21 protein-coding genes, 1 pseudogene and 1 riboswitch are annotated in these 21,630 nt (G+C 63.1%); of the genes and pseudogenes, 7 read left to right on the forward strand and 15 right to left on the reverse strand.

The window, feature by feature from the left end; genetic code table 11:
- The 4 genes and pseudogenes from CSQ93_RS25510 to ribBA all read right to left on the reverse strand — a co-directional run.
- Positions 1-382, reverse strand: a pseudogene (locus CSQ93_RS25510) (IS3 family transposase); the annotation flags it as partial.
- Between the two features lie 132 nt (positions 383-514).
- Positions 515-985, reverse strand: coding sequence for a transcription antitermination factor NusB (nusB, locus tag CSQ93_RS25515; RefSeq protein WP_034759129.1), 471 nt, complete (start codon positions 983-985; stop codon positions 515-517).
- A gap of 188 nt (positions 986-1,173) precedes the next feature.
- Positions 1,174-1,656 carry a 6,7-dimethyl-8-ribityllumazine synthase gene (gene ribH, locus CSQ93_RS25520; RefSeq protein WP_034759563.1) on the reverse strand — a complete coding sequence of 161 codons (483 nt, stop codon included), beginning with the start codon at positions 1,654-1,656 and terminating at the stop codon, positions 1,174-1,176.
- Positions 1,657-1,715: 59 nt separating this feature from the next.
- A complete protein-coding gene (gene ribBA, locus CSQ93_RS25525; RefSeq protein WP_099380459.1) occupies positions 1,716-2,837 on the reverse strand; it encodes a bifunctional 3,4-dihydroxy-2-butanone-4-phosphate synthase/GTP cyclohydrolase II in 1,122 nt (373 codons plus the stop codon).
- A gap of 427 nt (positions 2,838-3,264) precedes the next feature.
- Between ribBA and CSQ93_RS25530 the strand changes: the two genes are divergently transcribed.
- On the forward strand, positions 3,265-3,690 hold the full coding sequence (locus CSQ93_RS25530) for an OsmC family protein (protein ID WP_099380460.1): 426 nt from the start codon (positions 3,265-3,267) through the stop codon (positions 3,688-3,690).
- Here the strand turns inward: CSQ93_RS25530 and CSQ93_RS25535 are convergent.
- The 11 genes from CSQ93_RS25535 to glyA all read right to left on the reverse strand — a co-directional run bounded on the left by CSQ93_RS25535 (position 3,687) and on the right by glyA (position 16,511).
- A complete protein-coding gene (locus CSQ93_RS25535; protein ID WP_099380461.1) occupies positions 3,687-5,084 on the reverse strand; it encodes a hypothetical protein in 1,398 nt (465 codons plus the stop codon). The two genes, CSQ93_RS25530 and CSQ93_RS25535, sit on opposite strands and share 4 nt — an antisense overlap.
- A 99-nt stretch (positions 5,085-5,183) precedes the next feature.
- Positions 5,184-5,819 carry a riboflavin synthase gene (locus CSQ93_RS25540; protein ID WP_099380462.1) on the reverse strand — a complete coding sequence of 212 codons (636 nt, stop codon included), beginning with the start codon at positions 5,817-5,819 and terminating at the stop codon, positions 5,184-5,186.
- A gap of 30 nt (positions 5,820-5,849) precedes the next feature.
- Positions 5,850-6,950 carry a bifunctional diaminohydroxyphosphoribosylaminopyrimidine deaminase/5-amino-6-(5-phosphoribosylamino)uracil reductase RibD gene (gene ribD / locus CSQ93_RS25545; protein WP_099380463.1) on the reverse strand — a complete coding sequence of 367 codons (1,101 nt, stop codon included), beginning with the start codon at positions 6,948-6,950 and terminating at the stop codon, positions 5,850-5,852.
- Between the two features lie 39 nt (positions 6,951-6,989).
- A complete protein-coding gene (locus CSQ93_RS25550; RefSeq protein WP_099380504.1) occupies positions 6,990-7,520 on the reverse strand; it encodes a GspH/FimT family protein in 531 nt (176 codons plus the stop codon).
- Between the two features lie 66 nt (positions 7,521-7,586).
- The gene (locus CSQ93_RS25555) at positions 7,587-8,090 is read right to left on the reverse strand and encodes a type IV pilin protein (protein ID WP_099380464.1); all 504 of its coding nucleotides are present in this window, start codon (positions 8,088-8,090) and stop codon (positions 7,587-7,589) included.
- Between the two features lie 57 nt (positions 8,091-8,147).
- Positions 8,148-12,041 carry a pilus assembly protein gene (locus CSQ93_RS25560; protein WP_099380465.1) on the reverse strand — a complete coding sequence of 1,298 codons (3,894 nt, stop codon included), beginning with the start codon at positions 12,039-12,041 and terminating at the stop codon, positions 8,148-8,150.
- Positions 12,038-12,700, reverse strand: a complete 663-nt coding sequence (locus CSQ93_RS25565) for a pilus assembly PilX family protein (protein ID WP_099380505.1) — start codon at positions 12,698-12,700, stop codon at positions 12,038-12,040. Before CSQ93_RS25565 ends, CSQ93_RS25560 begins: the two co-directional genes overlap by 4 nt.
- A gap of 12 nt (positions 12,701-12,712) precedes the next feature.
- Positions 12,713-13,690, reverse strand: coding sequence for a PilW family protein (locus CSQ93_RS25570; protein WP_099380466.1), 978 nt, complete (start codon positions 13,688-13,690; stop codon positions 12,713-12,715).
- A complete protein-coding gene (gene pilV / locus CSQ93_RS25575) occupies positions 13,687-14,256 on the reverse strand; it encodes a type IV pilus modification protein PilV (RefSeq protein ID WP_099380506.1) in 570 nt (189 codons plus the stop codon). Before pilV ends, CSQ93_RS25570 begins: the two co-directional genes overlap by 4 nt.
- A 240-nt stretch (positions 14,257-14,496) precedes the next feature.
- The gene (gene nrdR / locus CSQ93_RS25580) at positions 14,497-14,958 is read right to left on the reverse strand and encodes a transcriptional regulator NrdR (RefSeq protein WP_099380467.1); all 462 of its coding nucleotides are present in this window, start codon (positions 14,956-14,958) and stop codon (positions 14,497-14,499) included.
- A gap of 305 nt (positions 14,959-15,263) precedes the next feature.
- The gene (gene glyA / locus CSQ93_RS25585; protein WP_035826086.1) at positions 15,264-16,511 is read right to left on the reverse strand and encodes a serine hydroxymethyltransferase; all 1,248 of its coding nucleotides are present in this window, start codon (positions 16,509-16,511) and stop codon (positions 15,264-15,266) included.
- A 111-nt stretch (positions 16,512-16,622) separates the two neighbouring features.
- Positions 16,623-16,747, reverse strand: a riboswitch (ZMP/ZTP riboswitch).
- Between the two features lie 315 nt (positions 16,748-17,062).
- Here glyA and ybgC point away from each other — a divergent pair.
- The 6 genes from ybgC to pal are packed head-to-tail and all read left to right on the forward strand — an operon-like array spanning position 17,063 to position 21,555.
- A complete protein-coding gene (gene ybgC, locus CSQ93_RS25590) occupies positions 17,063-17,464 on the forward strand; it encodes a tol-pal system-associated acyl-CoA thioesterase (protein ID WP_099380468.1) in 402 nt (133 codons plus the stop codon).
- Between the two features lie 47 nt (positions 17,465-17,511).
- Positions 17,512-18,201 carry a protein TolQ gene (gene tolQ / locus CSQ93_RS25595; RefSeq protein ID WP_034759183.1) on the forward strand — a complete coding sequence of 230 codons (690 nt, stop codon included), beginning with the start codon at positions 17,512-17,514 and terminating at the stop codon, positions 18,199-18,201.
- Between the two features lie 15 nt (positions 18,202-18,216).
- Complete coding sequence (locus CSQ93_RS25600) at positions 18,217-18,657, forward strand: ExbD/TolR family protein (protein WP_223278896.1); 441 nt, start codon at positions 18,217-18,219, stop codon at positions 18,655-18,657.
- A gap of 48 nt (positions 18,658-18,705) precedes the next feature.
- Positions 18,706-19,716: a cell envelope integrity protein TolA gene (gene tolA / locus CSQ93_RS25605; protein ID WP_099380469.1), complete on the forward strand. Its 1,011-nt coding sequence runs from the start codon at positions 18,706-18,708 to the stop codon at positions 19,714-19,716.
- 5 nt (positions 19,717-19,721) lie between these two features.
- Positions 19,722-20,990, forward strand: a complete 1,269-nt coding sequence (gene tolB / locus CSQ93_RS25610; RefSeq protein ID WP_199534515.1) for a Tol-Pal system beta propeller repeat protein TolB — start codon at positions 19,722-19,724, stop codon at positions 20,988-20,990.
- Between the two features lie 43 nt (positions 20,991-21,033).
- Complete coding sequence (pal, locus tag CSQ93_RS25615) at positions 21,034-21,555, forward strand: peptidoglycan-associated lipoprotein Pal (protein WP_034786578.1); 522 nt, start codon at positions 21,034-21,036, stop codon at positions 21,553-21,555.
- The last annotated feature ends 75 nt before the right edge of the window (positions 21,556-21,630 follow it).

Raw genomic sequence — 21,630 nt, forward strand, 5'->3', positions numbered from 1 at the left:
TTGCGCGCGATGACCTGCCCAAAGGCTTTTTTACCGGCACCCCGTACTCGTCACGCAGGACGTCGAGAACCGCTTCGAACAGCGCCGATTTCTGTCTTTCTTCCTTGAGTTGACGCTCCAACTCCTTAATGCGTTGCTCTGGCGTCAGTGGCTTGGTCGGCTTGTCTGTCATCATCGCGCTCCCTTGGCTTCGGCCCCGTGGATGCGTCCAATCCTGCAGGCCGTGTTTGCGACACCATACCAAAACTGTCGACCGACCCTGTATTCCGTAGCGTAGTTGCGCCTGCCTGTACGTCATCTCGCCTTTTTCCACCTGCTCGACAACGCTCAATTTAAAAGCCAGACTGTAATCGCGCTGGCTGCGCCTAAACCCTTGTTCCATTTGACACTCCATCTCTGCATCGAAAAAGTGTCAACTTATTCCAGGACGGGTCACCGACAGCAAAAAGGGCAGACTTTTCAGTCTGCCCTTTTTGCATCCATTGCGGCCTTCGCCGCTGGATCCATACCTATATTACTTGCGCTTGTTGGCGTTAACTTCTTCCTCGCGGAATTTCACTGCCAGTTTATCCAGCACGCCGTTCACATACTTGTGGCCGTCGATACCGCCAAACGACTTGGCCAGCTCGACCGCTTCGTTGATGACGACGCGGTACGGGATTTCCATGTTGTTCTTCAGCTCGAACGCGCCGATCAGCAGGATGCCGTGTTCGATGGGCGACAGTTCCGCGATATTGCGGTCGATCAATGGTGCCATGCTTTCGCGCAGCGCCAGCGAATCCTTGATGGCGCCGTACAGCAGCACCGTGAAATGATCGCCATCGGCCTTGTCGAAACCATGCGCGGCGCGAATATTGTTCACGACGGTGGTCGCGTCTTCATTGTTCAGCAGCCACTGGTACAAGCCCTGCAGCGCAAACTCGCGCGCGCGGTGACGCGGCGTGCGGTTTTTGCTGGGATTGGCGAGCAAATTTTTCTCAGTCATGATTGTTACCTGTTTTTAAGTACTTGTTCATTACAAATTCCGACGAGACACTGCGGCACGCTTTTAGGCAGCGCAGCCGCAATTCAAGCGTGCGTGAGAAGGATGTCAGGGCAAGGCGCGAGGCCGAAGACAGTACGAAAGTACGGCGAGGCCTTGCAACGCAGCCATGGCATTCTTATCACACGCGCTTAATCTTCGTCGGTGTCCTGCAACTCTTCTAGCGCTTGCGCCAGATTGGCCATTTCCACTGCCACGCGTGCCGCTTCGGCTCCCTTGACCAGCATGCGCACTTCCGCCTGCTCGTCGTTTTCGGTCGTCAACACTGCGTTGGCGATCGGGATGCCGTAATCGAGACCGACGCGCGTGATGCCTGCGCCCGATTCGTTCGATACCAGCTCGAAGTGGTAGGTTTCACCGCGAATCACGGCGCCCAGTGCGATCAGGGCGTCGAATTGCTCGGTTTCCGCCATTTTTTGCAGAATCAGTGGGATTTCCAGGGCGCCCGGCACGGTCACGTGCAGGATATCTTCATCGGCCACGCCCAGCTTGCTCAACTCTTCCAGGCATGCCGACAGCAAGCCACCACCGACGATTTCATTGAATCGTGCCTGGACGATACCGACGCGCAAACCTTCGCCGGCAAAATTGGTTTCATATGCTCCTACTGTCATCATAAGCCTCTTTAATCTGGTGGTTCAGGGCGACACACACATGCCGCCATCGTTTACTCTCACATCGACGTCTGGCCAGGATGGCACTGAAAACCTGTTACTTCCAGGTCGAAACCGGCCATCGACGGCATCTTGCGGGGGCTGGCCAGCAATTGCATCTTGCTCACGCCCAGGTCGCGCAGGATTTGTGCGCCGATGCCGTAGCTGCGCAAGTCCATGCTGGCGGCGCGGCCTTTCGGCTTGGCTTGCGGCGTATCGAGCGCGGCGAACTGGGCAAACAGCTCGCTCGACGTCTCGCCGCAGTTCAGCAAGACCATCACACCCCGCTCAGCCTGCTTGATGGCGGCCATCGAGGCGGCCACCGTCCACGAGTGGGTGGTCGCTTCGCTTTCCAGCACGTCCAGCAGGGAAACGGGCTGATGCACGCGCACCAGCGCTTCCAGGCCGGGGGCCAGGTCGCCGTGCACGAGGGCCAGGTGGGCCGACGCGCTAGGCTTGTCGCGGAAGGCGATCAGGCGGAATTCGCCGTGCGCCGTATGCAGGGTACGCTCGGCAACGCGCTCGACCAGGGATTCCGTCTGGCTGCGGTAATGGATCAGGTCGGCAATCGTGCCGATTTTCAGGCCATGCTGCTCGGCAAATACCAGCAAGTCCGGCAGGCGCGCCATGGTGCCGTCATCCTTCATGATTTCGCAAATCACGGACGCGGGCGTCAGGCCGGCCATGGCCGTCAGGTCGCAACCGGCTTCCGTATGGCCTGCGCGCATCAGCACGCCGCCTTTTTGCGCTTTCAGCGGGAAGATATGGCCAGGCTGGACAATATCGCTGGGCTGCGTGCCCTTGGCAACCGCGACCTGGATGGTCTTGGCGCGGTCGGCGGCGGAAATGCCTGTCGTCACGCCTTCGGCCGCTTCGATGGAAACAGTAAAGTTGGTGCCGTAGGCGGTGCCGTTGCGCGACGTCATCATCGACAGGTTCAGCTCGTCGCAACGCTCTTCCGTCAGGGTCAGGCAGACCAGGCCACGCGCATGCGTGATCATGAAATTGATGGCTTCAGGTGTCACGAAATCGGCGGCAAGCACCAGATCGCCTTCATTTTCCCGGTCTTCTTCATCGACCAGTATCACCATGCGGCCGGCGCGTAATTCAGCGACGATCTCTTCGGTGCTTGATATTGACATTATTCATCCTCTGAAGACGCCTGGCAAAACCTGCTGCGCGTCGGTATAGGCGGCTTGCGATGCTCACCGTACCTTCGTACGGTTGCGCTTCTCAGCCACCTCTCCCTTCCGCTCGCGACGGTTTTGCCGGGCGTTGTTAATGAAACTAAAAACTGAAACTAAATATCGAGCGCGAATACTCCGCGGATTTCCGGGAATTTTCTTATAACCTGCTATTTTAAAGGATTTAGCGCTTGCAGACCTGAAATAAGACAGCTTTGCGGCACGGATGCCGCAGCTAGTCCCGCAAAACGCCCATTCCCTGATCCAGCGCACACGGCGGCGGCAAGGCGCGCGCCGCCGGCCTTGCAAAGAGCATAAGATCGGCCAGTCACCGTCACGGCGCTGACACCCCTCTCGCAGCGACACCCCACACAGGAGCGGCAACATGAAAACCAACGGATCGGCCATCTGGTCAGGCGGCATCAAGGACGGCAAGGGCGCCATCAGCACGCGCAGCGGCGCCCTGCAGGAATATCCCTACGGCTTTGCCAGCCGCTTCGAAGGCAAGCCCGGCACCAATCCCGAGGAATTGATCGGCGCCGCGCACGCGGGCTGCTTCACCATGGCCCTGTCGCTGATCCTCGGCGAAGCGGGCCTGACGGCGGAAAAGATGGACACGACGGCCGAAGTGACCCTCGACAAGGTCGACGACGGCTTTGCCATCACGGCCGTCCATCTGATCCTGAAAGCAAAGATACCGGGCGCCGACCAGGCCAGATTCGAGGAGTTGACAGGCAAGGCCAAGGCCGGCTGCCCCGTGTCGAAGCTGCTTAAAGCCAACATTACCCTGGACGCCACCCTGCTGCCCTAGATTTTAGGCACGGGCTTGACGGGCGCCACGGCAGCGACGGGTGCCACCAGCGGCAGGCGCGAGTCGCTGGCCGGCAATGGCCGGTTCATCAACCCCGGATTCAGGGCTGCATTGTTCAGGTTATAGGCGGCAATGGCTGCCGCCACGGACGGGTCTTGCGATGACGGCGGCGGCACGGCCATGCCCGCGTTTTGCGCAGCCAGCTCTTGCGCCTGCGTATTTTGCCGGGCCAACTGGGCTTGCGCCGTCGCCAGGCCCGCATCGGCTTGCCCCTGCGCCGCACGCGCCAGCGACTGCGCCCGGTCACTGGCCGCCTGAGCCGCCATTTGCGCATCGCTGGCGGCCAGTTGCGCCCGCGCCGCATCATCCGCCGCCGCTTGCGCCTGCTGCTGCAATCCCTGCTGCTGCACCTGCCCCTGGCGCAGTTCGTCCACGCGTGCCGCTTCCTGCTGCTTCGCCTGCTGATCGGTATTGATGCGTTCGCTGTCGATGCGTTGGGTATCGACGCGCTGCTTGTCCGCGCGCTGCGCCTGCAGTAGTTCCGCTGCATCGGCGGCGGCTTGCGCCGACGGCTGCGGCCGCAGCTCCTGCAAGTCCAGGTTCAGTTCTTCCGCTTCCAGCTGCTGCTGCAGTTCCAGTTGCCGCTGCGCAATGGCGATCGTCTGCGGCGGCGCCTCGTCGACGACCTGCGGCGGCGCGTCCTGTAAGGTTTGCGCGGCACTGGACGGCAGTGTTTCGCCTGTCAAATCCGCTTCGACATTGCTCGCCAGCGGCGCGCCCTGCTGCCGGGCCAGCACGGCACCCACCTGCGCCAGCACGTCCGTTCCCTGTTGCAAGGCGTCCAGAGTGGCATTGCTGTCGGCCGCATACGCGGCCTGCAACGTTGCAGCATCGACATCTTCATTGCGCAGATCGATGCCGATGCGGGCCAGCTGCGCTTGCGTAAGCAAGTTGCCGTCCTGCGCCAGCGCGGCCGCCGCATCCGTCGTGCCATCGCCCGACAGCAAATCGTAGCGCTGCGCCAGGCTGCCCGGCGTATCGCCGGCCGTCGCCAGTTGGCTGGCATCGATGCCGCTCGTTTGCAGCTGGGCGAACGATTCCGTCAACTGCCGCGCCACCGCCAGCAAGTCGTCATTGACATTCACGGGGGTATTCGCCGCCCTGCCCTCTTCCGTGGCGCCCTGCAAGGCCAGTAGTTGCCGGCGCGACAAGGCCACACCGGACAGAAACTGGCCCAGTGGGGAGATGTCGACCTGGGTCGAGGACAGGATGGTATTGAGAGCCGCCGCGCCGGAAGGCAGCACGGGCAGCGCAGGCGCCAGAGGTGCCGTTGCGCCCACGCGGGACGTGGCCGGGATGGTGTTGGGCACGGTTGCGCGCGAAATCAGGTCCATGGCTAGCCTCCACTGCGGAAAGCTTCATAGTATGCGCGTCTGCAAGAAAAGCAACACACGCCTGGCAAGGCGGCAGGTGTGTTGCCTTACGCTGTGGTGTTAAGCGGCAGCCTTGTCCAGCGACAACATGCGCTCGACATAGCGGGCGATCAGGTCGATTTCAAGGTTGACCTTGCCATCAACCGTCAAGTGTTTCAAGGTCGTCATGGCGATCGTGTGCGGGATCAGGTTGATCGAGAAGCGGCAGCCATTGACGGCGCCCGCGCCCAGGTCTTCCACGCGGTTGACGGTCAGGGACACGCCATTGACGACGATGGAACCTTTGAAGGCCAGGTATTTCGCCAGTTCATGCGGCGCTTCGATCACCAGTTCCCACGATTCGCCCACGGCTTCGAACTTGCGCACGATGCCCAAGCCATCGACGTGGCCGGAAACCAGGTGGCCGCCCAGGCGCTCGGCCAAGGTCAGGGCTTTTTCCAGGTTGACTTCCGTGGTGGTATCGAGACCCACGGTGCAATTGAGGCTTTCGCGCGAGACATCGACGGCAAAGCCCGTGTCCGACTTTTCCACCACCGTCATGCAGGCGCCATTGATGGCGATGGAGTCGCCCAGGGCCACATCGGCCAGCGGCAAGCCGCCCGCGTGGATGTTCAGACGCACGCCTGCATCGAGGCCGCCGTCGAGTGCTTGCACGGTTTCAATCTTGCCGATGGCGGCAACAATTCCTGTAAACATGGAGCTAACCTTATAAAAATGATGAAAGTTTTAATTGCGCTGGGCGAATCTTGCAAGGATACGCACATCTTCGCCCACTTGCTGAACCTGGTGAAATTGCAAAGTGCGCTGCTGCTTGATATCCGTCAAGGCGGGCAAGGCAAACATGCCTTGCGCATCGCCCAGCAAGGTGGGCGCCAGGTAGACCAGCAACTCGTCGACGCAGCCTTCGCGTATCAGCGAACCGTTCAGTTTGGAGCCGGCCTCGACGTGGACTTCATTGATTTGCCGGCGTCCCAGTTCCAGCATCAGCGCGGCCAGATCGACCTTGCCGTCCCCGTTCGGCAGCATGATGACTTCCGCGCCCAGGGCGCGCAGCTGCGCTTCTTTCTCGGGATTGGCCACGGCCGCCACGATCCACGTGCCACCGCCAGCAAGGATGCGCGCATCGAGGCTGATGTCGAGCCGGCTGTCGACGACGATGCGGCGCGGCTGGCGCGGCGTTTCGACGGCGCGCACGTTCAGTTGCGGGTCGTCCGCCTTGACGGTGCCGATGCCCGTCAGGATGGCGCAGGCGCGCGCGCGCCAGGCGTGGCCATCGGCGCGCGCTGCGGGACCTGTGATCCACTGGCTTTGGCCATTGTGCAAGGCCGTCATGCCATCCAGGCTGGCTGCCGTTTTCAGGCGCACCCACGGCTTGCCGTGCTGCATGCGCGAAAAGAAGCCGATATTCATTTCATACGCCTCATCGGCCAGCACATCCGTGGTGACGGCGATGCCGGCCGCTTCCAGCTTGGCCAGTCCCTGCCCCGCCACCAGCGGGTTCGGATCCGTCATGGCGGCCACGACGCGGCCCAGCCCCGCGCGCACGAGCGCATCGGAGCATGGCGGCGTGCGGCCGTGGTGGTTGCACGGTTCGAGGGTGACATAGGCCGTGGCGCCGCGCACGTCGTTGCCGCGCGCCGCCGCATTGGCCAGCGCTTGCACCTCGGCATGATCCTGCCCGGCCGCCTGCGTCACGCCGGCGCCGATCACCTGGCCATCCCTGACGATCACGCAGCCGATGCGGGGATTGGGCGAGGTCGTGTACAAACCGCGCGCAGCCCATTCCAGCGCCAGGCGCATGCCATCGATATCATTGAGTATTTCCACGGGCTTCTTTGCTTGAAGGTGATTAATTGGCAAATCTTGCTACGAACTGTCGGCCACGCCGCTGCAATTGGCCGCCTGCTGCTGCGGATCGCACACGCGCACCCTGCCCAGCATATTGATTTTAATATGGCGCACCTGCTTTCCCAAAGCCAGGGACAAGGTACCCCAGCGTGCCGCCAGGCTATTGGTCGCGCTGCAACTGCGTCCTGCGCCATTGTAGGCGATATAAAACGGCGCCGTGGCCGACGAGAATGCGAACTGGGCCGTGATGCCCTCCGGCAGCGGTCCCTGGCGGAACAGCAATTCGTCATCGCCATCGAACACGAGGTTGGCATTGCGGTCGACGAAGATCATCCAGCCCGTGCGCCAGTCCGTGCCCCCGGGTCCGGCCGGCATCAGCAGCACGCGCTGTCCCCGCGCCATCGCCTGCGCCCGCGTCAATTCGATGGCCGAGAACAAGTCCGTGGCGGCCGCGCGCACTTGCTGGCGCGCCAGCACCTGCTGCAAGCTGGGCATGGAAGCGGCCGCCAGCAGCGCGGCAATCGCCAGCACGGCCAGCAATTCGAGCATGGTGTGCCCGACGGTGTGCCCCAAGGTTTGCCAGCTCCGCGGTAGCCACTTGCGCATGGCCATGGCCTAGCGCCAGCAATGGCTGGCCGGGCCGCTGCTGCCGCGCTGGCCCGTGCTGTTCAGGGACAGGACACCGCAATCGGCATCCTGGAACTGCGCGTCAACCTTGGTCGTGCCTGGCATGGCGCGCAACAGCACGCATTGCCCGATCGCCAGGCCGGGACAGGCCAGCGCCTCGATTTCATACGCGCTGTCGGCCGCGCCCCCTTCGCCGGACCACCATGGAAACTGCTGCGCCTGAGACGCCGGCGACGCCGAGGAAAAGGCCAGATAGCGGTTGTTTTGCGAGTAATAGCGCTCCTGCTGCTGCATCAGCCGCAGCAGCGCCGCCTGCCCCTGCACCCGTTTGGCGCGCACGACATGGCTGTGATAAGCGGGCGCGGCCAGTGCCAGCAGCAGGCTCATGATCGCCAGCGCGGACAGCAATTCGATCAGGCTGAAGCCCGCCGGATTGGCAGCAGGAGCGCCACCGTTCGCATCGAACCCGTTCCGCCTTGCCAGCGTCCCCATGCGACTTCCCCTTTCCAAAAAGCGCCAGCCACTACGCTGCGCCGGCCTTGCCGGGGCCTATTTTTTCTTGGCCGCCTCGTGCAATTCGCGCCAGTTCGCCACTTCGCGCCAGCTGAGGCGCCGGGCCGGCAGCGGCGCGCTGACGACCTTGAGCACTGCCCCGCTGGCCGCGCCGGGCAAGCCAGGCTGCAGCACGGCCAGTTCCTTGCGCCCCTCGGCCCGCCCTGCCGCCGTCGCGGCACCCACCGTGCTGTTCAGTTCCAGCGCCAGCGGCGGCGCGCGCGCCAGGCCGTCGAACAAGCGTCCCGTCTGCTCGCCCGCCTGCACGACACCTGCACCGTCCGCAGCAAAGCCGCTCAGCACATCGAGCACGTACAGGCGCGTGGCCGGCCTGGCGCAAGGGTCGCGCCCCGGCAGGACAGTGTTGAACAGCACCTTGCCGGCGGCCAATACGGGACTGCTGATGCTGCGCTCGCCCGTCTGCGCGGTATCAAGAAAATCGAGGTACCAGCCGCGCATGGCGTCGCTGCCCGTATAGCGCAGCTCGGCGCCGTCGACGCGCACGCCACCGGCCGCCGCGCTCAGGCTGCGCGGTTCCAGGTCGGCCCGGCCGCGCGTGGGCGAACTTGCCCGCACATCGTCGTGCACGGCGTAAAACGACTGCGGCAGAAAGGCGGCGGGCCAGGTATCGGCCGCTTCGACCAACTTGCCCGTGCCGAACAGCAGCACATAGCCGCCACCGGGCGCGTACGCCACGCTCGGCTGCTGCGTCACCGGCTGGCGCCGGCCCTGGGCGTCGCGCGCAACAAAGACGAGCTTGCGTCCCTGCCCGTCCTTCCACTGCGGCCCGCCAGCCATGTCGAGGCGCCAGATATTTCCCTGCATATCGCCTGCATACAGATAAGCCAGCGCGCCGTCGCTGCCCGGCACCACGGCGGGCGGGCCCAGCGCGTGGGGCTCGGCATCGGTGCCCGCATCAGTGTCATGGCCGCCATCACCGCCGCCGCTGGCCACGGGCACCTTGAGGCGGAAGTAATTACTTCCCAACACCCAGGACATGCCGGGCGCCTTGTCCAGCGCCAGCAGGAAGAGGGCGGCGGCCGCTGCGGGCGCCGTCGTGTCCTTGCCGTCATTCACATGGTTGTTGTAGCCGCTGGCGACGATGGCAAAATCGCGGTAGGCAGGCGCGCCCTCCTTGCCTCCCATGTTGATGCGGGCGAAGGCGGGCGGCGCGCGCACGTTGCCCATCAGCTTGTCGTCACGGTCCGTGAATTCCCACAGCGCCCCCTCCTGCGCGAAGCGGGCCGGATCGGTGATGTCGAGCGCAAACACGCCCTGCGCCCCGCCGCCCATGCCCGACACCAGCACCGTCTTCCAATGTCCCAGCGCCAGCACTTCCGCCGTAGCTGCCGCGCCGTCGAGCAGCGGGCCGGGGCTGTAGTGAGTGCTCGCAGCGGCTGGCACATCGTGCAGCAGCGCTTGCGGCAGATAGGCAAACAATTCGCTGCCCGTGCGCGCATCGAAGGCGTGCAGCAAGCCGTCGTTGGCGCCCAGGTAGAGCATTTTGCGCCGCTGCAGCAGCGCCTGGCGGTGCAAGCCATAGCCGGCACCCGGCATGCCCAGCCCCGGTGCGCCCACATACAGCAGATTGCCGTAGGGCGCCGCACCCAGGCTGCCTGACCTGCGCCGCAGGAAGCCGCCCGGCTGGCCCACCTCGTGCGTGCGCTGGCCCAGCAAGTACGCCAGGCGCGCCTCCGCTCGTCCATCGCCGCCATCGAATGCACTGCGCTGCTCCGCATCGAGCCGCGTCCAGGCCAGCGGCATCAGGGCGCCCTTGGCGTCGAGTGTGTAGACGGGACGCAAGGCCGCTGGCGTGCCATCCGGCACGGGCTTCTCCTGTCCGCCGGCGGTCCACGATGGTTTGCCGGGAAGCAGTGCCCCATCGGCGCCCACGGCAAATGCGGTGCGCGACAAGGTCATGCTGCCATCGGCCAGGCGCATCTGCGTCTGGAACCAGTATGCCTCTTCCGTACCGCTGGCCAGCGCCATCAGGGCCGGCCCGGCGAGCGTCGCCGGCAAGGTAGCCTTGTCGGCGACAGCAAAGGCCGCGCGCAGTCCCGCGATCAAGGCGGCCGGATCGCTGCCGGGCAGGTAATGGGCGGGCCAGCGGCCGTCCACGCTCCACTCGCTCAGCGCGCTGCCAGTCGCGCTCTTGAAGGGGTTGGCGTCGCCGTTCCCATCGAGAAAGCCGCCATATTTGGCCGCCAATAACATGGGCGTAGCGGCGGGAGTGGTGGCAGACTCGCCGGCCGGGTCGCCCTGGCGCAAGTCACCCGCATAGTGCTCGACCTTGGCAACGCCGTCGTTCTTGGCGCCGGGACGCAGGGCCTGCACGTGCGACCAGTAGGCCAGGCCCGCCGCATGGTAGCTGGCGCCGCCCACCCCGTCGGCCAGCCATTCCAGCGCAGCCAGGTCTGGCCGTGGCGCGGGATTGCCAGGTGTGCCGCCGCTTTCCAGGCTGCCCACCGCATGCGTCCACGCCATCGCATCGAACGGCGGCGGCGGCGCAAAACTGTCCGGCGCGCGGGCGCGGTCGCCGCTTGATGCGGGAGTGTGCGGGACATTGCCAGGCACATAACGGTCGCCCGCCATGCCCGCATCGCCGAGGCTGACGGCGATGTGGCGCTGGCAACTGGCCGTTTGCGGGTCGCTCCATTGGGTCACGACCGGCAAACCGTCGTCGATGGCAGGCGGGGCCGTGGTGGACGGCACCGTGCCAGACGCGGCGCTCGCTTGCCTTCCCTGCAAATAGCGCAACGATTCGTACAGCAATTCCGCCAGCGGCGCCGCGCTGGCGTACGCGCCGGAATGCCCGGCGTTGCTGCGGCCCAGACCATTGATGTAAGCGGTCACCCCGCCGCCAGAGCCCGCGCCTTGTGCCGCAGCCTGAGCCGCATACACGCCAGTGGCGGGATTCCACTCGGCGTCGGCATTGTCTTGTGGCATAAAATCGGGCGCCGCCCAACGCTGCCTGCCCACGTAAGCCAATGGCGCGCGCAGCACGCCGCCATACACGGGGCCGGCGCCGGAGCTCACGCCGTTCAAGTGGCCAAACACGCCCACGCGCACCCTGCCGCCATGGCGTTGCACGGCGCCGACCGGCTTGTAGTTCTTGCCATACGCGAGGCACAAGTCGTCGCGCAGCGGTCCTTCTTCCGTGTCGCACACGCGCACGCGCGCGAGGAACACGCCGTGCGTGGCGGCAACGCCGGGCGCATCGCAACTGCCGCCCGGGGGCAAGCTGGCGTCGCCGAACAGCAGTCGATTACGGCAGGAAACGATGGCCAGTTGCACCAGCGCAAACGGTGTCGCCGCCGACACCCCAGCCTGCAAGACCTTGCGCGGGAAAAAGACGGAGTGGGCAAAGAAGTCGATGGGACCATCGGCATCGGGCAGGTAGGCGCGCTGCAGCACCGTCTTGCGCACCTCGTCTATGACGCGGTCGCCGCCCGTCAGCGCATAGCGGACGAGGTCGAGCATGCTGGTACTGGCCCAGTTGAGAAAGTTGCCGCTGAAACTATCGCCGCCGCAGCCGTGCAGTGCATCGGCCGGTTTCAACACGGAGAAGTAAGCGGTCGCTACGCGCAAGTCCGGCAGCATGATGCCATCCTTGTTGCGATACGGGTAGCTGTAGCACATGCGCGCATGGAAGTACCCTGCGTACTCGCGCTGCGGAGCATACTCGCCGCCATGCGCGGCCGCGGCGGCCGCATGCGTCAAAGACAGGTTGAGCAGCAGGTTCGGCGGCACGCGGGCGCCGTACAAACCTGCGTCGGCCCGTGCCAGCGCCACCGGGGGAGTGGCGGCGGCAAAGGCGCCGCCGCAAGCCAGGCCAGCCAGGCCAGCCAGCAGCAGCCGGGCGGACGACAAAGCGACTGACCAAGCCTTCATGGCCCCGCTCCCACCGTCTGTTTTCGGTAATAAATTTGCAACACGACTTGCGTGCTTTCCTGCGCGCCAAAACCGATGGCCGTGATGCGATACACATAGCTTTCCGTCGCCAGGCCGCCAGCCACCGCCGTGGCCTGCGCGCCGGGCGGGTGAAACGGCAGCAACTCGACCAGGTAGCGGGGCCGGCGCGACGGCAGGAAACCCTGCCCCGTCTGCATGACGGCGCCCGTAAACTGGCCGTATGGCACGGCGCGGCTGGCACTTCCCCCTTCGGCGCCATCGAGGTCCGTACTCAACCAGAGCGCCGGCGCGTCCGGGCCTGCTGGCAGGCACAGGCCCAGCGCCCCTCCCTCGCCGCAGCCGTCCGCGAACCCGGCCGCGCTGCCTGGCGCGAAGAGGCTGCTGCGTCCCGGCGCGTCGGGCAAGCCTTCGATATCATTTTGCGCATCCATCAATGCTTCCTCCGCCGCCTGAAAGGCGATCTGCCGGTCGCGCTCACCGCGTGCCGACTTTTCGCCCTGCAAGGCCATCTGCGCCGCCGATATGCCCAGCAGCAAGATGATCACCAGCAGGCACAGCACATACACGAGAGTGGCGCCACGCCCTTGTCCGCCAGAAACGCAGCAGCCTGAACAACGGCGGACGCCCGCGCCGGCCATCGCGCCGCCCACCTAGGCCGGTCCATTGCGCAGCATAATGCTCGTCTGCACCAGCTGCCGCAGCCTGGAGCGCGTCGCGGCGGGCAAGGACGCGCGCGCGATGCGCACGCCCGTGTCGCCGGCGCCGTGCGCCTCGGCATATGCCTGGCCAAACAGGTCGAACTGCGCCGGTCCCAGTTCCGCCATCTTGTCCGCCTGGCCCGCCTCGCCATGCAACAGCAAGGCCACGCGCACGCTGGCCACGCGCTTCCAGTGCGTGCGCCGTTGAAAATCGCGCTGGCGCGCGGCCGCATCCGCACCCGCCAGCACCAGCGCCGCATCGTCAGCGTCGAGCGCGCTGGCGTTGACATAGCGGTTCGCCACGCCATCGGGCGGCGTATCCGTGTCGAGGCCATACAGCACCTGGAAGCTGTCGACGCCTCGGATGATGGCGTCCGCGCCCCAGCCGTTCGCGCCACGGTATTTGCAGCGCAGCTCGCCCTCGCCATCGGCGCCCTGCGCTACATAGAAAATGCTCCAGCCCCGCTGCGCCTGCGTTTGCGCGGCGCCCACGCCAAAGCCGGCGCAATTGAGGACGGATCCGTCTCCGCCCTCAATTGCGCCGGCGCCGTAATAGCGCAAGGCCAGCACGTCGCTGCCATGCAGGACATCGGGCAGCGCGCCGCTGATGCCTTCGCTGTTCTTGCCCAGGCTGCGCGCGTCGAGCCCGGCGACATTGGCGCTGTCATCATCGGCATGGGCGACGGGCGCGGCGCTGCTGTCCCAGTTCACGTACGCCGTCTGGCGCACGGCGCGGGCGATGGCGTCGAGCGCATAGCGGCCGTTGTCGTCCAAGCGCGCGCTGGCGGACTGGTCGCCATAACTGCCGCTGGCCGCCAGCAACACGCTACTGGCAGCCAGCATCAGCAGCGCACCGAGCGACAGGGCCACCAGCAATTCGACCAGGCTCATGCCGCGACGCCGGCTCCACGCTGCAAACACGCCGTTCATACGCCGCCTCCGCCCAGCTGGAATGCCAGCCTGGGCAGCGACTCGCCCGACGCATTCTCGGCGGGCGAGCCATCGGGCAAGCGGGCGCGCCAGCCAAGCTTGATGACGATGGGCGCACCCTTGCCGCCGCTGCACACCCAGTGCAAGCCTTGGGCGGCGGCATCCCACGCGGAAGTGTCGCGGCAGATGCGCAGGCGCGCGCCGGGCAAGGCCGCATGCAGCCCTTGCTTCCATTCGGCGATGTCGAATTGCGCCAGCTCGGCCGCGCTGCAGGCGGTGGCGCCAAAGCAGTCCGGCGCACCGCCGGCCGCTTCGGCGTCGTCTGCCGCCGCGTAGGCCACGTTCAGATAGGGATTGGCCGTATCCGGACCATGCATGAGCACGCTGTTCGCACGCATGCGCTCGGCCATGCCGGCGGCCAGTTGCACGCCCGCCGACAACAGCGCCGACTCATGGCGCGCGCGCAGGGAGTTCAGTTGCAGGATGCTGGCACCGAGCAGGCCCAGCGCCAACAGCAGCAGCGACACCAGCACCTCGATGAGGCTGCTGCCACCGGCAGGAAACATAGTGCGACCGCCCTTGCCCATGCGCTACTCCCTTCCGCAGACAGAGTCGCAAGAACAGGCGGCCCAGATACAAGATAGGCGCGCGCAAAAAGCTGGATCTGCGCTAGCGCAAACAGTACGGTGATAAGGTGAGAAGAACAGCGTTGGTATTGATCAGGCCGCTTGCCAGGCGCGCGCTGGCGTGGTGAAAACGGGGCGCATGAGCGGCCCCGTTGTCGGCAAAGTGAACGTCAGAGTGCGTCAGGGCTTGCGCGCCTGCCCCACTTCGGCAATCGCATCCTGGAATTCGGCCAGGTCTTCGAAATTTTTATACACGGAGGCGAAGCGGATGTAGGCGATCTTGTCGAGGCGCTTCAGTTCCTGCATGACGAGTTCGCCGATATAGCCGGAATCGACTTCGCGCAAGCCGCTGGTCAGCAGTTTTTCCTGGATGGATGCGATGGCCGTATCCACAGAGGCGGCCGCGACGGGACGCTTGCGCAAGGCCAGCATTAAACTGCCGCGCAACTTATCCGCAGCGAACTCCGTCCGGCTGCCATTCTTTTTGACGACGGACGGCATGATAAGTTCAATGCGCTCGTACGTGGTAAACCGCTTGTCGCATTTGCCGCAGCGGCGGCGGCGCCGAATGGCATCCCCTTCCTCCGATACGCGCGTATCGAGAACCTGGGTGTCGCCGTGCTGGCAAAATGGACATTTCATGGGCTGGCTACAACTTTATAGTAATAATTACGGGAAATTGCCGCCCTTGTACAAAGGGCGCCCGAATCACTCCGGGCGCCCTTGGGCACGAAGGAATGTGTCATACAGAATCTTACTCCGTATGACACATTCTGGACAAATAATTAGCGACTATTCCGGTAAGGAGCGTCTGCAGCAGATTGCTCATCGGTCGCGCGGACAAGGCGCGAGGAGGACGCATGGCTAGCCATGCTACGACGAGCAACGCAGTACCCGCTTCCGAGGGGCTGTCTGCTGTAGATGTATTCCTTCACCGGAACAGGCTCTTAAGCTGCGTACACAGGGTGCGCGTCGGCCAGGACTTTCACGGCCGCTTTGACGCGCTCGATGGTGGCGGCGTCATGCGGATTGTCCAGCACGTCGGCGATCAGGTTGCCCACTTCTTCCGCTTGCGCTTCCTTGAAACCGCGCGTCGTCATCGCCGGGCTGCCCAGGCGGATGCCCGAGGTGACGAAAGGTTTTTGCGGGTCGTTCGGGATGCCGTTCTTGTTGCAGGTGATGTGCGCGGAACCGAGGATGGCTTCGGCTTCCTTGCCCGTCAGGTTCTTGGCGCGCAGGTCGACCAGCATGACGTGCGATTCGGTGCCGCCGGAAACAATGCGCAGGCCGCGCTTGATCAGGGTTTTCGCCAGCACGTCGGCGTTCTTGATCACTTGCTTCTGGTATTCGACGAACTCAGGACTCAGCGCTTCCTTGAAGGCGACAGCCTTGCCGGCGATCACGTGCATCAGCGGGCCGCCCTGGATGCCAGGGAAGATGGCCGAGTTGATGGCTTTTTCGTGTTCGGCCTTCATCAGGATGATGCCGCCGCGCGGGCCGCGCAACGATTTGTGCGTGGTCGAGGTGACGAAGTCGGCGAACGGCACCGGGTTCGGGTACAGGCCGGCGGCGATCAGGCCGGCGTAGTGGGCCATGTCGACCATGAAGTAGGCGCCAACTTCCTTGGCAATCTTGCCGAAGCGTTCAAAGTCGATCTTTTTCGAGAACGCCGATGCGCCGGCGATGATCAGTTTTGGCTTGCGTTCGCGGGCCAGGCGTTCCATCGCCTCGTAGTCGATGTCTTCTTCCGCCGTCAAACCGTAGGAGACGACGTCAAACCATTTGCCGGACATGTTCAGCGGCATGCCGTGGGTCAGGTGGCCGCCTTCGGCCAGCGACATACCCATGATCAGGTCGCCTGGTTTCAACATGGCGAAGAACACGCCCTGGTTCGCCTGCGAGCCGGAGTTCGGCTGCACGTTCGCGCATTCGGCGCCGAACAGCTGTTTCACGCGGTCGATGGCCAGTTGCTCGGCCACGTCGACGTATTCGCAGCCACCGTAGTAGCGCTTGCCTGGGTAGCCTTCGGCATATTTATTCGTCAGCTGCGAGCCTTGCGCTTCCATTACGGCTGGCGACGTGTAGTTCTCCGACGCGATCAGTTCGATATGGTCGTGCTGGCGCGTATTCTCTTTTTGAATGACGGCGAACAATTCAGGATCGACGTTGGCGAGGTTGTGATCTTTTGCAAACATGTAAAAACTCCAAGTATGAGGGTGCTTGTACTGGCAGGTTGGATCGAATGAGGGGAGCCGGCGTTAAGTGAATAACAACATTGGACAGGCAGCCTCTTCGTGCTTTTCCATAGTGGCTACCCAGGCGAACGGCTGATGAAAAATCTCACGTTTCCCGGTGGATGCCCACCTTTCGCCGGTTTGCCGATCGCCATTCATGGAGATCGCCCGACTTTTCGCCAGTCACGTGAGACGTAATGGAAGCCAAATTGTAAGTTAAGTGCCCAAATTGAGCAAGGAATGCAACCGTGCGGCTATAATCGCCGCGCGCCACCGCAGACCGGGCGCGGCCACAGGCCGCCCCAGGGGATGACTGCGGCTTTTAAGCTGGGCTTAAACCTGGCCATGGCATGTAAGCGTATGTTACGAAGCTTGCCATTGCACACGCCGGATTTACAATGCTGCGGTGCAACTTATATGCAGCTTTTGCATGGCTTTCCAGCAAGCGCCCACAGTCACAAGAAGAAAAATCGCGTAAAATGTTGCTCAATCTCACTACTGGCGCAATAAACATGCCTTCAGTCTTTACCTGGAACGTACGTGTCTACTATGAAGACACCGACGCCGGCGGCATCGTCTATTACGCTAACTACCTGAAATTCTTCGAACGCGCGCGTACCGAATGGCTGCGCGCCATCGACGTGGGCCAGCAGGAATTGCTGGAGCAGCACGACGCGATGTTCGTTGTCAAAAGCGTCAACGCCGACTATCATGCGCCAGCCAGGCTCGATGACACGGTAAGATTAACCTTAAGCATAGAAAAAATGGGGCGCGCCTCCATCGTTTTCCTGCAACAAGCCTGGTGCGGCGACCGCCTGCTCAACACGGCCCGCGTCAAGATCGGCTGCGTCGATTCGGCACTGCGCCCGCGCGCCGTGCCTGATGCAGTCGCGGTCCGCATGCGCGCCGCCTGAGCCCTACCCGCCACCCCCGGACAATTCACCCAACAGACTGCCAGCCAATGAACGTTACACAAGATCTTTCTTTCCTCGCGCTCATCTCCAATGCCCATTTGATCGTGCAACTGATCATGGCCCTGCTGCTGCTGATTTCCCTGACCAGCTGGACCTACATTTTCCGCAAGATGTTTGCCGTGCGCCAGGCGCGCAAGCAAACCATCGAGTTCGAACGCAGCTTCTGGGCCGGTGGCAACCTGCATGCGCTGCACCAGAACGCCAGCGGCAACCGCGACCAGAGCGGCGCGCTGGCCCGCATCTTCGACGCCGGCATGGGCGAATTCATCAAAGGCAAGGCTTCCTACGGTTCGCGTGAAGCGCTGGACGTCGGCGCCGTGCTCGACGGCGCACGCCGCGCCATGCGCGCCGCCTTCCAGCGCGAAATGGACGTGCTCGAATCGCACCTGGCCTTCCTCGCTTCCGTCGGCTCCGTCTCGCCGTACATCGGCCTGCTCGGCACCGTCTGGGGCATCATGAACGCCTTCCGCGGCCTGGCCAACGTGCAGCAAGCCACCCTGGCCGCCGTCGCGCCCGGCATTGCCGAAGCGCTGATCGCCACCGCCATCGGCCTGTTCGCGGCCATTCCCGCCGTCGTCGCCTACAACCGTTTTTCGCATGACATCGACCGCCTGGCGATCCGCTTCGAGAGCTTCGTCGAGGAATTCTCCAACATCTTGCAGCGCCAGTCGCGCTAAGAGGGAGCAGCGTCCATGGGTTCCTCCTTCAATAGTGGCGGCATGCGCGGCGGTCGTGGCCGCAAGTTCAAGTCCGAAATCAACGTCGTGCCGTATATCGACGTGATGCTGGTGCTGCTGATCATTTTCATGGTGATGCCGTCGTCGAACAATCCCAGCGTGGTGAATTTGCCCAACGCGGAAAAGTCGGCCAAACCGCCCGATGACTATATTCAGATCGTGCTGAAGCCGAATGGTTCGCTGTCGATCGGCGTCATCGGCAAGGAACAGTTGTCGCCGGAAACGGAACCGAACCGCGACGCCCTGCTGCGCAAGCTGCGCGGTTTGCATGAAAGCAATCCTGACTATCCTGTGATGATCGCGGGCGACAAGGAAAGCAAGTACGACGACGTGATCCAGCTCATTTCGGAAGCGAAAAAGATGGGGATTACCAGAGTCGGCCTGGCCACCAAGTAAGCGCCGCATCCTGTTTCCAGACTTGACCGTTTTTAGATAGACTAGACTTTGCAGAACAAACAAATCGACCATGTACTCGGCAAGCCCTACAGCGTGCCGCGCGAACGCAGCCGCTGGCCCTCGCTGGGCCTGGCGCTGGCGATGCACCTTGGGCTGCTGTTTTTCCTGTGGGTGGGCGTACACTGGCAAAATACGGAACCTGTCGCCGTCGAAGCGGAAGTGTGGGATATGAAGGTGCAGACGGCCGCGCCGCCGCCCGACGTGGCGACGGAACCGGAGCCGACACCAACGCCGCCGCAACCGCAAGTGGAACAGCCGGCCCCGCCGCCACCGCCACCCGTGGCCGCGCCCGAGCCGAAGGTCGACCTGCGCGAGGCGGAGATCGCACTCGAGCGCAAGAAGGCAAAGCTGAAGGAAGAGAAAGACAAAGCGGCAGCGGAAGAACGCCGCAAGCAGGAATTGAAGGAACGCGAGGAAGAAAAGCGCGAACTGGAAAAACAGAAGCAGAAAGAAAAAGACAAGGCTGACAAGCTGGAGAAAGAAAAGGCCGACAAGCTGGAGAAAGCCAAGGAAGCCAAAGAAAAAGCGGCGGAAGAAAAAGCCGAGAAAGAACTGTCCGATAAAAAAGCGGCGGCCGAAAAAGCGGCCAAGGCGAAAAAAGCGGCGGCGGAAAAAGCCGCAGCCGACAAAATGCGCGCCGATGACATGAAGCGGATGATGGCGCAGGCAGGCAATGGCACAACGGGCACGGCCGCGAAAGCGACCGCGCCACGCAAGGACAGCGGCTATGTCGCTGCCCTGACGAGCAAGATCAAGAGCAATATCGCGTACAGCGGTAGCACGGACGTGCCGGGCAACCCGCGCGCCGTGTTCAAGATCGAGCAACTGCCAACTGGGGAAATTATTTCGGTCCGAAAGATTAAAAGTAGCGGCCTGCCGGCGTATGACAGCTCGGTGGAAAACGCCATTAATAAATCGTCGCCACTGCCGAAGAAAAAAGACGGCACCGTGGAACGCGAGATTGAACTCATATTCGAGATGAAGGATTTGCCTAAATGATGACCATGAAAAAAATGAGCTATGTCGTGCTCTGCGCCGGCCTGGTGCTGGGAGCGTCAAGCGCCCAGGCGCAGCTGCGCGTGGAGATTACGGGGATCGGCAGCAACCAGATCCCGGTGGCTGTCGCCAGCTTCGTCAATGAATCGGCCGCGCCGCAATCGCTGTCCGGCATTATCAAGGCCGACCTGGCGCGCAGCGGCGTATTCAAGCTGATCGATGCCGATGCGCCCGTATCGGAAACGGCGCCCGTCAGCTACGAGCAATGGAAGTCGCGCGGCGCCGACGCGCTGGCGGCAGGCACCGTGCAAAGCATGGCCGATGGCCGCCTGGACGTGCGCTACAAGCTGTTCGACACCATCAAGGGCGCCCAGATCTCGAGCATGAACAATGCGGCCGCGCCGCAGTTCAACCGCTTGCTGGCACACAAGATCGCCGATGACATCTATGAGAAGCTGACGGGCGTCAAAGGCGCGTTCGCCACACGCATCGCCTACGTCACGCAATCGGGCCGCGAATACCGCCTGGAAATCGCCGACGCCGATGGCGAAGGCATCCAGGTCGCCCTGCGCTCGAACGAGCCGATCATTTCGCCATCGTGGTCGCCGGACGGCACCAAGGTCGCGTATGTGTCGTTTGAAAAGAAAAAGCCGATCGTCTACGTGCAAAACCTGGTGACGCGCCAGCGCACCATCGTATCGAATGAAAAAGGCAGCAATTCGGCGCCGAGCTGGAGCCCGGACGGTTCGCGCCTGGCCGTGGCCCTGTCGCGCGACGGTCATACCCAGGTCTACACCGTCAATGCCGACGGCAGCGGCTTGCGCCGCGTCAGCACCAGCAGCGGCATCGATACGGAACCCCAATTCTCGGCCGATGGCCAAAGTATTTACTTCACCAGCGATCGCAGCGGCGGACCACAAATCTACCGCATGTCGAGCAGCGGTGGCGAAGCCAAGCGCGTGACGTTTGGCGGCTCCTACAACATCAGCCCGCGGATTTCGTCCGACGGGAAGACACTCGCTTATATTTCCCGTCGCGACGGCAATTTCCAGCTCTACGCGCTCGACCTGGCTAGTGGCCAGGAACTGCGCCTGTCGGACACCGCCAACGACGAATCACCGAGCTTTTCGCCCAACGGGAAATATATCATGTACGCGACCGAATCCGGACGACGCAAGTCGCTGGCAGTGGTATCGGTGGATGGCCGCGTCAAACAGCGTTTGACTACGCAAGCTGGCAATATCAAGGAGCCCACCTGGGGTCCTTTTATGAAGTAAATGCTGTACAGTTTCACCTTTAACCATGACCCGGAGAATAAAAATGAGTAACTTTAAAAGTTTGGCTTTCATCGCCGCTACCGCAGCCCTGCTGTCCGCCTGCAGCACCCCAGTCAAAGTAGCAGAGACCCCAGTGGTTGAGCGCGCTCCTGAAAAAGTCGTTGCACCAGTTGACACCCGTCAAGTTCAGCCAGTGACGACCGCATCGGTCGATCCACTGGACGATCCAAAAGGCGTGCTGGCTAACCGCAGCATCTACTTCGACTTCGACAAGTACGTCGTGCGCGAAGCGGACACCCCAGTCGTGCAAAACCACGCTGGCTACCTGGTGAAAACGCCTAGCCGCAAGATCCTGATCCAAGGTAACACCGATGAACGCGGTGGCGCTGAGTACAACCTGGCCCTGGGCCAGAAACGTGCTGAAGCCGTGCGCAAGTCGATGGCAGCCCTGGGCGTGCCAGAAGGCCAAATGGAAGCCGTGTCGCTGGGCAAAGAAAAGCCTAAAGCTCAAGGCAGCAACGAAGCAGCATGGGCAGAAAACCGCCGCGCTGACATCGTTTATTGATGTTTACGGGTGAGCGCGGCAGCATTGACGCTTACCTAACTGGCCAGTCATAGGCATAATAATGGGGCGCAGCGC

Origin of the sequence: Janthinobacterium sp. BJB426 (assembly GCF_002735705.1) — a bacterium.
In the GTDB taxonomy this organism is placed as follows: domain Bacteria; phylum Pseudomonadota; class Gammaproteobacteria; order Burkholderiales; family Burkholderiaceae_D; genus Janthinobacterium.